Below are 13983 nucleotides of genomic sequence, written 5' to 3' on the forward strand. Positions count from 1 at the left end.
GCATGGCACGCGCCGACGAACTGCAAGCCGCGATTCGGGAACTGCTCGCCAGTGCACGCCAGCACACCCTCGCAGAGATGTTCAAGCTTGCCGATGATGCCGGCCTGCAGGATGCCGACTGGCAGGCGTGGCGGCAGCGGGGCCGTGACTATCGCAGCTGGCAACGCATGGGAGCCGCCGCTCCCGAGGCCATCGACCTCGCCAGCACCCTTGCCCGCCAGCTGCCGGACAGCCTGCACCCCCTGGGGGATACGGAGCGAGCCGCATTCGAGCGACAGGTGAATGACATGCTGGTCGACCTCTACCGGGAATTCCTGGACAGCAAGGGCTGATGCCTCGCCAAGCCCGGGCGACCACAGCTAGGGCAGGAAGTACCAGATTGCCGCAGCCAGCCCGACAAGCTCGACCGCCTGCGCCAGCCAGCGCCAGGGCCGCTTCTTGAGATGACCGAGAAAACTGGCCGCACAGGCCAGCGTCAGGACGAAGAAAATTCCACAGTAAATGCTCAGTGGGCCGAATTCGCCCTTGATGCTGGGCGCTTCCGGCCCGATAAGGGCAAAAATGAACAGGGTTACCGCTGTTCCGAGAAACAGGGCCAGGAAAGACCCCAGCAGGATCGCGTTCAGGACGGTAATCGGTCGCATGCAGTGCACCTCATCGCAGTTCGCGCAGGAAGGGTTTGAAGGAACTCCTGTTCCCGGTTATGTTCAAACTCGTCAAGGGCGATGTCTCGCCCGCCCGGCCTCCCGGGCCTTGTCTCAACCGCTTCATGCCAGAAGGTTCTTCCGATAATGACGATAGCCGCCGCTTCCAGAAAATTCCTGCATACCGCGCTGGCCAGCGCCGTTGTCACGCTGAGCCTGTCTGCGAGCCTGCCATCCCTGGCCGGCACGCCGGCGGACAGCAACAGTGCCGCAGGCCTGCCGGAACTGCAGCCACAACCGCAGCAGGGCATCATCGAGCAGTTGATCGCGCGGTATTATGCAGCGAATTACCACTTCAATGCACCGAGCCTGGACGACGGCCTGTCCGAGGCCTTCTACAATCGCTTTCTCGAAGTCCTGGACCCGTCCCGGGTCTACTTCACGGCAGAAGATGTTTCCGACTTCGACAAGTATCGCCTGGAACTCGACGATGCACTGAAGGACGGGCGCACCGAGCCTGCCTACGAAATCTATGGCGCCTTCCGCAACAAGGTGCTGGCCCGTATCGAGAAGATCGATGCGCTGCTGCAGACCCGTCCCGACTTCACCGTCGAGGAATCCTTCACGTTCGACCGCAGCAATGTCGAATGGGCCGCCACCGAAAAGGAACTGGACGACTACTGGCGCAAGCGCATCAAGAACGAGGCCATCGGCCTGTTGATGTCGAACAAGAGCTGGGAAGAAGCAGCCGACACGCTGAGCACGCGCTACGACAATTTCCGACGACGGGTGATGCAGGTGAACAGCGAGGACGTGTTCGACCTGTTCATCAATGCCTACGCCACCATGCTGGACCCGCATACCACCTACTTCTCGCCGCGTGACTCGGAAGAGTTCCGGATTCGCATGAGCCTGTCCTATGAGGGTATCGGCGCTTCGCTGCAGGCCGATGGCGAATACGTCAAGATCGTGCGCCTGCTGCCGGGCGGCTCGGCCGAAAAGAGTGGCAAGCTGGACCCGGACGACCGCATTACGGCAGTCGGCCAGGACGATGGCGAGCTGGTCGATGTCGTCGGCTGGCGCCTGGATGATGTCGTGGACCTGATTCGTGGCCCGAAGGACTCCGTGGTCCGCCTGCAGGTCCTGCCCGCAGGCCGTGCGCCAGGCGGTGACGAAACGGTCATCCAGCTGACCCGCAGCGAAATCCAGCTGGAAGAACAGGCCGCCCAGGCCGAAACCATCACGATTCCGCGCAGCGGTGGCGAAGCCAGCATCGGCGTCATCGAGATTCCGACTTTCTACCAGGACACGCGGGCTCGCGACATGGGACTGGACGACTATCGGAGCACCACCCGTGATGTACGCAAGCTGATCGAACAGTTGTCGGAAGACGGTGTGGATGGCTTGATCATCGACCTGCGCAACAACGGTGGCGGCCTCCTGAACGAAGCGACCGACCTGACGGGCCTGTTCATCGACCGCGGCCCGGTGGTGCAGATCAAGAACACCCTTGGAAGCCTGGAAATCCAGGAAGACCTGGACGCCGGCGTGGCCTGGGATGGGCCGCTGGTGGTACTGGTCAATCGCTTCAGCGCCTCCTCTTCCGAGATCTTTGCCGGTGCGATCCAGGATTATGGTCGTGGACTGGTCGTCGGCAGCACCACTTACGGCAAGGGCACGGTGCAGACCCTGTTCCCGCTCAACCGCCACCAGATGGAAATCAACACGCAGGCCGATCTCGGTCAGCTGAAGATGACCCTCGGCAAGTTCTACCGGGTAACGGGCTCGAGCACCCAGCACCGTGGCGTCGTGCCGGATATCACCCTGCCCTCGCCCATCGATCCCGAGGATTTCGGTGAAAGCGCCCAGCCGACGGCCCTGCCCTGGGACGAGATCCCGGCTGCCGACGGCATCCAGGAAGTCCGGGTGCCTGCCCTTGACCTACTGCCGGAGGTACGCCAGCGCATCGCCGAGCGCCAGTCCGAAGATGCCGTGTTCCAGGCCTATGTGAGCGATATCGAAGCCCAGCGCGCGCTTCGCGCCCAGCAAACCGTCTCCCTGAACCTCAAGGAACGCCGCCTGGAGCGAGACCAGCGTGAAGCCGCTGCCCTGGAACGGCTCAATGCCCGTCGAGCCGCACGTGGACTGGACGCCGTCGACTCCCTGGAAGACGCTGCCGAAGAGGACCGCGAGTACGACGTCATCCGCCACGAGGCTGCCCGGATCATGGCGGACTACCTGGCCGAGCTGATGCCGCCGCATCGGACCGAGTCCCTGGCTAGCGCTCGCCCCTGAGCCTCGTTCCGCGCTTCATCCCCACGAGAAACCCTGGCATGCCAGGGTTTTTCTTTAAATAAATCAATAAGTTGTGAATTCTCTTCAAGTTTCTCTCGATCCGACTTGCAGCCCTGTATTTTGGTGTTATACTTCTCTACAACACTAGCATGATAAATGGCTCAGCAAATACCCGGTTTTTTTCCTTCTGAAGGGGAATGTTTTGCAGGGCAACGTGTCATAAGTTCCGTCGCTATCGAGGACTACGGAAATGAATCAGAAAATTGCGCGAATCACCGTTCTGCCGCTCATCATCCTGTTCGGCCTTGCGGCCTGCGGTCCGGGAGGCCCCGGTGGCAAGCGCGGTGCGGACAAGGATGAAGAAAAGGAAGTCAGCGTTCCGGTCGAGACCGCGCTGGTCAAGCGCGGCGATGTCAGTGCCGCCTATTCCGGCACCGCCACCCTGGAATCGGAGCAGGACGCCGAAGTGGTTGCCCGTGTCAGCGGCCTGGTCGAGGAAATTTTTGTCGAACAGGGTGACACCGTGGTCGCCGGCCAGGTACTGGCGCGCCTCGATGATGATCGCCTGCGGCTTGAAGTGCAGCGCGCCGAGGCCAACCTCCGCAAGCTGGAGCAGGAGTACCAGCGCAACAAGGAACTCTACGAGCGCCAGCTGGTCAGCGGCGAGGCCTATGAGAGGCTGAGCTATGACGTCGAGTCCATGCGCGCCGACCTGGAACTCGCACGCCTGCAGCTGCAGTACACCGAAATCCGGGCGCCCTTCGATGGCCTGGTCGCCGAACGCTTCATCAAGATCGGCAACCTGGTCCAGCAAAATGCCATTACCTTCCGCGTCACGGATTACGATCCGCTGCTGGCCAAGCTCTATGTGCCGGAGCGCGAACTGTTCAAGCTGAAGGATGGCCAGCTGTCGCAGATTCGCGTCGACTCGCTGCCCGACCAGGTATTCCAGGGCGAGATCGACCGCGTCAGCCCGGTCGTTGACGCCACCACGGGCACGTTCACCGTGACTGTTGCGGTCAGTGACGAACAGCGCCTGCTGAAGCCAGGCATGTTCGGCCGCGTCAACATCATCTATGACGTTCACCAGGATGCCGTGCTCGCACCTCGCAATGCCATCCTTACCGAGGACGCCAAGCAATCGGTGTTCATCGTGAACGACGGCACGGCCACCATGCGTACCGTGAAGACCGGCTACATCAACAACGGCTCCATCGAAATTCTCGAAGGTCTCGAACCGGGTGACGAAATCGTCACTGTCGGCCAGAACGCCTTGAAAGATGGCGCCAAGGTGGCCGTCATCGGTGAATCCATGCCCCAGAACGACCCTGCGGGCGCGGAAGAAGCCGAAACCAAGGTTGCCTCGGCCGACTGAAGGCCTGACGGCACACTGCAGAAACAGGGGAGCGAAGCATGAACAGCCGCACACGCAACAACACGGTTTCATTCACGACAGCAGTCCTGGTGGGCATCGGCCTTGCGACAAGTCCGGCTGCGCTGGCCGGTCATCATGACCATGACGAAGTGCACTATGATTTCGACAACAACAACGTCTGCGATGACCGCCTTGAAAAGGCGACCGGCCACAACTCCGTCACCTTCGACTTCGACAATGGCGACCTCTACATCGACATCGACCATGAAGAGATGCTGATCATCACTGCCGACGACGATGTCATCTACAAAGGAAAGTCCCTTGAATTGACCGCACGCGGGCGAGAACTCGCCGGGGATTACCGGCGCGTCTTCCGTCGCGTACAGGATGATGTCTTCGACCTCGTCGGCGATGCCACGGCCTTCGGCATCTCCACCGCAACCGAAGCCATCGTTTCGGTGTTTACCGGCGCCGACATGGACGAGTTCGAAGCGAAAACCGAAGAAAAGGCTGCCGAACTCGAAGCGCAGGCAGAGAAGATGTGCGAGCGGGTCCTCGAAATCGAACCCATCGAGGCCGAGATGGCGCGTGAAATCGACGGCTTCCAGCCTGTGATCTTCATGCCGAAAGACGTCATCTGAAGCAAGTACTCCCGGTTTCAACGGCCCGGACTCGGGCGCCCGGATAAAAGAACAATTACCAGGAAGCATTGAAGCCCCATGAAAATCGTCGACTTTGCGACCCGCCGCCGCGTCACCATCCTGATGTTCACCGTGGCCGTCATGGTCTTCGGCTTCGTGTCCCAGGACAGGCTGAGCGTGAATCTGCTGCCGGAACTGTCCTATCCGACCATCACCGTCAGGACCGAGCTGACCGGTGCGGCGCCGCAGGAAATCGAAAACCTGATCACCAAGCCGATCGAAGAAGCCGTCGGCATCATCAAGGGCGTGCGTCGCGTCACTTCGGTATCGCGAACCGGCCAGTCCGACGTCACGCTTGAATTCGCCTGGGGCACGGACATGGACTTCGCCGGTGTCGATATCAGGGATCGGCTCGACATCCTGACCCTGCCGCTCGATGCGGAGCAACCGGTCCTGCTGCGCTTCGACCCCTCCTCCGACCCCGTGCTGCGCTACGGCTTTGCCGTGAAGTCCGACCAGTCCAGCGACATTTCTCCCGAGGATCGTCTCAAGCAGCTGCGTCGCTATGCCGACGAACAGTTGAAAAAGGATCTCGAGTCGATCGACGGTGTTGCTGCCGTGAAAATCAGCGGCGGCCTCGAAGATGAGATCCAGGTACTGGTCGACCAGACCCGACTCGCCCAGCTGCAGATTCCGATCGAGACGGTTGCTGCCAGGCTGCGCGCGGAAAACGTGAATCTCTCCGGTGGTCGCCTCGAGGATGGCAACCAGGAATACCTGGTACGGACAATCAACGAATTCACCTCCATCGAGGAGATGCAGAATGCCATCATCACGACCACCGATGATCGCACCATCTACCTGCGCGACATCGCTACCGTTCGGCAAGGCTACAAGGAACGGGAAGCCATCACGCGCATCAACGGCGAGGAAGCTGTCGAGGTCGCGCTGTACAAGGAAGGCGACGCGAATACCGTCAAGGTGGCGGAAGATGTGGCTCGCCGGGTTGCCAGCGTAAAACGCAAGCTTCCCGAGCAGTACGACCTGACCAAGGTCTATGACCAGTCGGTCTTCATCTCCCAGGCGATCTCCGAGGTCGTCAATGCTGCCGTGATCGGCGGCCTGCTGGCAGCGCTGGTGATTTTCTTCTTCCTGCGAAACATCTGGGCCACGCTGATCATATCGGTCAGCATCCCGGTGTCGGTCATCGCGACCTTCATCATGATGTATTTCAACAGCGTTTCCCTGAACATCATGTCGCTCGGCGGCATCGCGCTTGCCGTCGGCATGCTGGTCGACAACGCCATCGTGGTGCTGGAAAACATCGCCAGGCATCGCGGCATGGGCAAGGACAACGAGAAGGCAGCGCGTGAGGGCACCAGCGAAGTCGGCATGGCGATCTTCGCGTCCACGCTGACAACCATCGCCGTGTTCTTTCCGCTGGTATTCGTACAGGGCATTGCCGGACAGCTGTTCAGTGATCAGTCCCTGACGGTTACCTTTGCACTGGCCTTCTCGCTGGTAGTCGCGCTGACCCTGATCCCGATGCTTTCTGCCATCCGCACCCGTCCCCTGTCGGAAGTGGAACAGGACCAGGCGCTGCACCCGGTCACGGGGCTCTGGCAGGCACATCGCCAGGAGCGTGGCTTCGGGCGCTGGATCCGCCTGCCCTTCCGTCTCGTCGGCATGTTTTTCGCCGGTGTCATCTACCTGCTGTTCAAGCTGCTGTTGTCGGCCTGGCGATTGCTGGTGGTCATCATCGGCATTCCAATGCGCTATCCGGTCGCAGGATTCCAGCGCTATTACCAGCGCATGGACGACGGCTACCCGGGCCTGCTGCGCTGGGCACTGAACAACCGGTTCACCGTGCTTGGCACTGCCTTCACCACGTTCGCCGTGAGCATTGCGATGATTCCCATGCTGGGCGTCGAGCTGATTCCGCAGCTTTCCCAGGGTGAGTACCACGCCGAAGTCAAGCTGCCGCCGGGCTCGCCCCTGGAGGAGACCGATGCCGTGATGCAACGCCTCGGTGCCGCCGCGCGCGAACAGCAGCAGATTGCAACAACCTATTCGGTCGCGGGCACCGGTAACCGCCTCGATGCCAGTCCCATCGATGCAGGCGAAAATGCCGGCAAGCTGAATGTGGTGCTGAAGGGTGCGCTCGGTCCTGAACAGGAAGAAGCCAGCATCGACCAGCTGCGACGCGTCCTGAATACCGTTCCCGGACTGGAGTACAAATTCGGACGACCGGCACTGTTCACGTTCGATACACCGCTGGAAATCGAGATCAGCGGCTATGACATCGACCAGTTGAAACGGACCAGTGATGCACTTGTACGCCGCATGGGCGAAAACGATCGCTTTTCCGACATCAAGAATACCCTGCAGATCGGTGCCCCCGAAGTGCAGATCAATTTCGACCATGAACGTGCGGCCCAGCTCGGACTGAACGTCAGCGACATTGCCAATCGCATCGTGACCAAGATCCGTGGCGACGTTGCCACGCGTTACACCTGGCGAGATCGCAAGATCGACGTGCTGATTCGCACGCAGGAAGACCAGCGCGCATCGGTGGATGAAATCAGCCGCCTGATCGTCAACCCGCAGTCGGCACGACCGGTTTCGCTGTCGGCGGTGGCCGATATCGAGGTGGGGCTCGGCCCCTCCGAAATCCGTCGGGCCAACCAGCAGCGGATCGCCTTGATTACCGCCAACCTCGGCTATGGCGACCTGGGCGCTGCCGTTACCGAAGTCAACGCGATTCTCGATGACATGGCCATACCGCCGCAGCTGACCGCGACAGTCACGGGCCAGAGCGAAGACATGAAGATTGCTTTCGAATCCATGCAGTTCGCGCTGCTGCTGGCAATCTTCCTGGTCTACCTGGTGATGGCTTCGCAGTTCGAATCCCTGCTGCACCCGTTTGTCATCCTGTTCACCATTCCGCTGGCGCTGACCGGTGCGATCTTCGCACTGCTGCTGACCAACTCGACCATCAGCGTGGTGGTATTCATCGGTCTCATCATGCTGGCGGGCATCGTGGTCAACAACGCCATCGTGCTGGTGGACATGATCAACCAGTTACGCCTGGGCGGCATGGACAAGGTCAGTGCCATCATCGAAGCAGGCCATGCGCGCCTGCGGCCCATCATCATGACCACCTTGACGACTGCGCTAGGCCTGCTTCCCATGGCCATCGGCCTTGGCGAAGGCTCGGAGATTCGCACGCCCATGGCAATCACCGTGATTGGCGGCCTGGTCTTCTCGACGCTGCTGACACTGGTCGTCATCCCGGTGATGTATGCGGTCATCGATCGCAAGCGCATCCTTCCCGAGCGGCAGGCCTGAGGAAACGACCATGTGGGAGATAACCCGTATTGCCATGCGTCGTCCCGTCACCACGGTGATGGTGTTTGTCAGCATGTTCGTGGTCGGCGTCATTGCCTCGCGCCTGCTGCCGCTGGAGTTCTTCCCGGAGGTCGAATTCCCGGGGCTGTTCATCCAGGCGCCCTACCAGGGCTCGTCGCCAGAGGAAGTCGAGCGACTGATCACCCGCCCCATCGAGGAAGTGGTGGCTACCATGGGCAGCATCGAGCGCATGCAGTCCACTTCGCGGCGCGATTCCGCCCAGGTTTTCGTCTTCTTCGGCTGGGATTCCGATGTCGGCGTGAAAAGCGTCGAGGTGCGCGACAAGCTCGACGCCATCAAGAACGAACTGCCAGACGACCTGCGTCGCATCAATGTCTTCAAGTTCGTGACGTCCGACGCGCCCATACTTCAATTGCGATTGAGCGCCAATCGCGACCTTGAGGGTGCTTACGACCTCCTGAACCGCAACCTGAAGCGCCGCCTGGAGCGTCTCGAGGGCGTGTCGCAGGTCGACCTCGGTGGCGTCGAACCTCCGGAAATCCGCATCGAACTCGATGCCGATCGCGTTGCCGCCTACAACGTCAATCTCAACGACCTGTCAGCCCAGCTGGCCGCAGACAATTTTTCCGTAACCGCCGGGAAGATCACCAGCAATGGCCGGCGACTGCTGGTACATCCGATCGGCGAATATCGTTCACTGGATGACATACGCAACGTCATCGTGTCCCGTGGCGTGCGACTCTCGGACATCGCCGACGTCATCATGACCGAACGCGAGAAGGACTACAGCCGGCATCTCGATGGCACCTATGCAGTAAGCCTCGAAATTCGCAAGGCATCCGGTGCCAACATGGTGGCCGTGACCGAGCGGGTGATGAACGAGATCGAGGAAATTTCCAAGCTGCCGCAAATGGAAGGCATCACCATCTTCACCATGGGCAACCAGGCCGAGGGTGTCACCTCCTCCTTGAAGGACCTCGTGAATGCCGGCCTGATCGGCGCCCTGTTCTCGCTTATCGTGCTGTTCCTGTTCCTGCGCCAGCTGTCAGTCACGCTGATGGTCACGCTGGCCGTCCCGTTTTCGCTCACCATTGCCCTGGCAGCAATGTACTTCCTCGACGTCAGCCTCAATATCCTGTCGCTGATGGGACTGATGCTGGCCGTCGGCATGCTGGTGGACAACGCTGTCGTCGTTTCGGAAAGCATCTTTCGTTACAAGCAGAAGATGCCGGGTGATCCCATGGGTGCAACACTGGAAGGCACCAAGGAAGTTGCAACCGCCGTGTTTGCCGGCACGCTGACGACCATCATTGTCTTCCTGCCAGTGGTCTTTGGCGAAGCGAGCAACATCACGATTTTCCTGGGCCATGTCGCCGTCACCATCATATTTTCCCTGATCGGCTCGCTGGCACTGGCATTGACCATGATTCCGATGATCGCAGCCCGAATCGACGTGCCTGCACCGGATGAAACCACCTCGAGAATGGAGCGATTGAAGAAGCGCTATCGCAACATGCTCGACTGGACACTGGTGCACCGCTGGGCATCGGCACTGATCATCGCGCTGATCGTCGCCGTGTCGATGGTACCGATGGGACAGGTCAAGAAGGACATGTTCCCGGAAGAAGAGTCGCGCCAGCTGAACATCAATATCGAAGTGAACGGCACCTACTCGCTGGAGGTCGTGGAAGAGAACATCACGCGTGTCGAGGAATACCTGTTCGCCAACAAGGAACGTTACGAAATCGATTCCGTCTACAGCTGGATGCAGGCCGGTTTCGCGCGCATCACGCTGATCCTCACCGAGGACGAGGAAGCCAAGCGCAGCTCCAAGGCCATTCGCGATGAACTGATCGAAAACCTGCCACAGATTGCGATCGGCAAGTACAGTTTCAATCGCCAGCGGAGTGGCGCGTCGGAAGGTCTGGCGATCTACCTTCGTGGCGAGTCCAGCGAAACGCTGATGGAACTGTCGGAGGATTTCCGCAGGGCCATGCAGGGCATCGAAGGCATTACCGAAGTGAGCCTGGACACGGAGGGCACCAGCCGAGAGATCCAGGTTGTCGTAGACCGGGCCAAGGCCCAGCGTCTCGGCCTCGATTCCCGCGCTGTCGCAACAACCATTTCGACAGCGATGCGCGGCCAGAACCTGCGGCAGTTCCGCGGCGGCCAGGGCGAGATCGATATCCGGCTCGAGTTCAGTGAGGACGATCGACAGTCGCTGGCAGAGCTGTACTCGCTGCCGATCTACAATGCCGCCGGCGAAGAGGTCCTGCTTTCGTCCATCGCGAGCATTCGCCTGGTTGATGGTCCGGCGGAAATCCGCCGATCCAATCGTGCCACCAACCTGAAGATAGATGTCGGCCTTGCCAAGGACGTGACGATGTTCGACATCCGGCCGAAGCTGCAGCGCCAGCTTAGCGCACTGTCGCTGCCCGAGGGGTACCAGTGGAGCTTTGGCCGCGCTTTCGACGAAGCCCAGCAGACCGAAAACCAGATGGCAACCAACTTCCTGCTGGCGCTGATGCTGATTTTCATCGTCATGGCCGCGCTGTTCGAAAAACTGCTGCAGCCACTGGCGATCATCTCCGGCATCTTCTTCTCGGTACTGGGCATTTTCTGGCTGTTCTGGCTGAGCGGCACGATCTTCGACCTGATGGCCATGATCGGCATCCTTATCCTGATGGGTGTGGTGGTGAACAACGGCATCGTGATGCTGGATCACATCAACAACCTGAGAAAGGAAGGCATGGAGCGTCGCGAGGCCATCCTGCAAGGCGCCACCGACCGCCTGCGACCCATCCTGATGACAGTGGCGACCACGGTGCTCGGACTGATCCCGCTGGCCGTCGGCAACACCCAGCTGGGTGGCGACGGCCCGCCCTACTTCCCCATGGCTCGCGCCATCATCGGTGGACTGCTGTTCTCGACCATTGTCAGCCTGGCCATGCTGCCGACCATCTACGCCATGCTCGATGACCTGGGCCAGTGGAGTGCGCGGGCGCTCAACAAGGCGCGGGTCACCACGCTGCGGCGCCTGACGGCGATTGCGCAGGCTGGTACGGGGAACGGTTGATCAGGACATGACAGGATTGGCGGCCCGTCTCACCCGGGCCGGCCGCCAGTTCAATCGAGCAGCAATTCCGGCAGATCCCAGTAGGACTCCTCGATCACGTTGAGCTCGATTTCCGAGCCACCCACCTGCATGTGATCCGCACTGGACGCACTGACGAAGTTGAGCTGCAGCTTGGCAAAATTCCCGACCGGCGGCAGGGTGTCGCCATTGCCTTCAAATCGCACGTTCTCGCGCAGGTGACTCAAGCGGCGCTGGAGCTTCTCTGCCCGCTTGTCGTCTTCCTGAACTCGCCGGATCGCATCTCGAATCGGCTTCTGCAACGCGAGACATTCCTCGTTGCTGCCGAAATTGCATTCATCCGGTGACTTGACCTGCACCATGCGGGCACGCCGCGAGAAGTCGTTCTCCATCAGTTGCACGACCAGGTACTGGGCCAGCGCAATCAGCTGCAAATTGATCTCGCGTTTCGACTTCGGACCGAGGCCCTTGTACTCAGGTGGCTCCCCATCCTTGACCCGCTGCAGCTCCAGCCGGGTCTTCTCGTGCTTTTCGGCAACCGGAGCCAGCGCTTCGCGTGCATCTGCAAGGGCGGCATTCAGCTTCTTGCGCTTGAAGAAATGCCAGAGCTGCTGGCTGGCGGCAATTGCCTTTTCCAGGCTTTCCACCTCCGCCTTCGCTTCACCGTGCATTTCGTCCAGCAGTTCGAATTTCTTCTCCAGTTGCTTCTGCTCCTCGGCAGCATGAGCCTGGAATTCCTTTACCTGCTTGTCACGCTCGAGTGTTTCGAATTTCTCGATCAGCGCCCGCTTGCGTTCCTCCAGCAGCGAGCGGCAATGGTCATGCAGCGCACGGAAACGATAATAGATGACGGCATTCTGGCAACGGGTCTCATCGAGCAGGACTTCTTCCACACCCTGCAGGCGACTGCTCTGCTCGTCATGGAGCTGGCGCAGCTGTTCGTGCTCGGCCTTCAACGCTTCCAGTTCGTCCAGCGTCTTGCCGAAGTCGCGCTTGAGCTCGTTGCGCTTTTCGAACAACTGCAGCAGTTGCTGCTGCGGATCATCCTTGCCGGCCTTGCGGACCTTGGCGTCCATTGCATTTTCCTTTTGTGCAGTGTCCTTGTCGCTCATTGCCGACCAGCCTTGATGAGCATCCCGGATGCCTAGAAATCGAAGGAGTGGCCGCGCTCGAGGCAGTACTCCAGCCACTTGTTCAACAACAGGTTGCGTTGCCAGCGACTGGCCAGCTCGTTCTGGCCGCGGGCATCGAAGCGCTTCAACATGTGATGTCGGTGCGTCGGCTTGCAGGACAGCACCTCGGCCACCTGCACGTCGTGGTAGATACGGACCTGCAGGTCGGGATCGGCCTCGCCGCTGCCATCCTCGCCAAAGCGGTAGGTCAGGCGAAAGGTGGTCGTGTACGGTGTCTGCTCTTCGACCCGGAGGTGCAGGTCCAGGTCGTCGCGCACGGCCGATACCGCCTCGTCAGGCAGCGCCCGGCGATTCCCCAGCAGCTTGCCCAGCCGCCGGTAATTGCTCTCGTACAGGGCCATCAAGCCCTTGAAGGAACGGGGCTTGACCCAGTCGAGTCGGCTTTGTCCGGTATCGATCAACATGGGCCGAATATAGCACAGCAGCTGCCGCCAGCCTGACTGCCAGCCCGCGGCGGGTATTCAGAAAAAGCGGCGCTTTATGCCCGTCTCGTGGATGATGGTGGTGGCGATTTCCTCGATAGAGGAGTTGGTGGTGTTGGTGAATGGCACGTTGGTGGTCTGGAACATGTTCTCTGCCTGCCTGAGCTCCAGGTTCACCTGCCCTGCCGACGCATAGCGGCTGTCCGGGCGACGCTCGGTACGAATCTGCTGCAGGCGGCCGGCATCGATGGTCAGCCCGAACAGCTTGTCGCGAAACGGCAGCAACGACTGCGGGAACCGGCCGGTTTCCAGCTCTTCCTCGGTCAGGGGGTAATTGGCGGCATAGAGACCATAATGCAGGGCCAGGTACAGGCAGGTGGGTGTCTTGCCCGAGCGCGATACGCCGACCAGTATCACATCCGCCTTTTCGTAATTCTTGGTGGTCACGCCGTCATCATTGGCCAGCGCGAAGTTCATGGCATCGATGCGGGTGGTGTAATTGGCCTCGTCGTGCATGCCGTGGGCCCGGCCCGAGGTATGCGAGGACTTGACCCCCAGTTCCTTCTCCAGCGGACCGATGAAGGCATCGAAGAAATCCAGGAAAACACACTCCGATTCGGCCACCAGTTCGCGGATATCATCAGCAATCAAGGTACTGAAAATAATGGGTTTTTCGCCCTCCTCCTGGTGCGTCTGGCGAACCCTTTCGACAAAGGCTTCCGCCTTATCAACCGTGCTGAGAAATGGTACAGTCACCTGCCGGAAACGGACCCCGTCGAACTGTGTCAACAGGCTGTGTCCCAGGGTTTCGGCCGTGATACCGGTCCGATCCGACACGAAAAACACGGTACGGGCTTTTTCCATCGCTTGAGCCATGGCTCGGGCACTCCTTGAAGGTCATTCTTGCGCCGCGGAATCGCGCAGCGGCGAGAGTGAACCATAGCAAGGCC

General features: G+C 60.3%; 10 protein-coding genes. 6 read left to right on the forward strand and 4 right to left on the reverse strand.

Translation table 11 applies throughout. The features are described from left to right. Positions 1 to 2: 2 nt before the first annotated feature. Entirely contained in the window at positions 3 to 332 is a 330-nt protein-coding gene (locus R3217_00380; GenBank protein MDX1453891.1) for a hypothetical protein, read from the forward strand. A 27-nt stretch (positions 333 to 359) separates the two neighbouring features. Here the strand turns inward: R3217_00380 and R3217_00385 are convergent, their stop codons facing one another. After that, positions 360 to 644 carry a hypothetical protein gene (locus R3217_00385; protein MDX1453892.1) on the reverse strand — a complete coding sequence of 95 codons (285 nt, stop codon included), beginning with the start codon at positions 642 to 644 and terminating at the stop codon, positions 360 to 362. A gap of 147 nt (positions 645 to 791) precedes the next feature. On the opposite strand from R3217_00385, the gene R3217_00390 reads away from it, so the two are divergent. The 5 genes from R3217_00390 to R3217_00410 all read left to right on the forward strand — a co-directional run bounded on the left by R3217_00390 (position 792) and on the right by R3217_00410 (position 11400). After that, positions 792 to 2939, forward strand: a complete 2148-nt coding sequence (locus R3217_00390) for a carboxy terminal-processing peptidase (GenBank protein ID MDX1453893.1) — start codon at positions 792 to 794, stop codon at positions 2937 to 2939. Between the two features lie 250 nt (positions 2940 to 3189). After that, a complete protein-coding gene (locus tag R3217_00395) occupies positions 3190 to 4314 on the forward strand; it encodes an efflux RND transporter periplasmic adaptor subunit (protein ID MDX1453894.1) in 1125 nt (374 codons plus the stop codon). A gap of 38 nt (positions 4315 to 4352) precedes the next feature. Then, the gene (locus tag R3217_00400; GenBank protein ID MDX1453895.1) at positions 4353 to 4955 is read left to right on the forward strand and encodes a hypothetical protein; all 603 of its coding nucleotides are present in this window, start codon (positions 4353 to 4355) and stop codon (positions 4953 to 4955) included. Between the two features lie 78 nt (positions 4956 to 5033). Then, complete coding sequence (locus R3217_00405) at positions 5034 to 8303, forward strand: efflux RND transporter permease subunit (GenBank protein MDX1453896.1); 3270 nt, start codon at positions 5034 to 5036, stop codon at positions 8301 to 8303. 10 nt (positions 8304 to 8313) lie between these two features. Next, on the forward strand, positions 8314 to 11400 hold the full coding sequence (locus tag R3217_00410) for an efflux RND transporter permease subunit (protein MDX1453897.1): 3087 nt from the start codon (positions 8314 to 8316) through the stop codon (positions 11398 to 11400). 50 nt (positions 11401 to 11450) lie between these two features. On the opposite strand, the gene R3217_00415 is transcribed toward R3217_00410, so the two are convergent. From R3217_00415 to R3217_00425, 3 genes are all read right to left on the reverse strand, one after another. Then, positions 11451 to 12494 (reverse strand): hypothetical protein, encoded by a 1044-nt coding sequence (locus tag R3217_00415; protein MDX1453898.1) that lies wholly within the window; start codon positions 12492 to 12494, stop codon positions 11451 to 11453. Between the two features lie 68 nt (positions 12495 to 12562). Next, positions 12563 to 13015 carry a DUF1249 domain-containing protein gene (locus tag R3217_00420; protein MDX1453899.1) on the reverse strand — a complete coding sequence of 151 codons (453 nt, stop codon included), beginning with the start codon at positions 13013 to 13015 and terminating at the stop codon, positions 12563 to 12565. Between the two features lie 57 nt (positions 13016 to 13072). After that, positions 13073 to 13909 (reverse strand): pyruvate, water dikinase regulatory protein, encoded by an 837-nt coding sequence (locus R3217_00425; protein MDX1453900.1) that lies wholly within the window; start codon positions 13907 to 13909, stop codon positions 13073 to 13075. Positions 13910 to 13983 lie beyond the last annotated feature (74 nt).

It is taken from the genome of Gammaproteobacteria bacterium, assembly GCA_033720895.1.
Lineage (GTDB): Bacteria > Pseudomonadota > Gammaproteobacteria > Natronospirales > JAJUFS01 > JAWWBS01.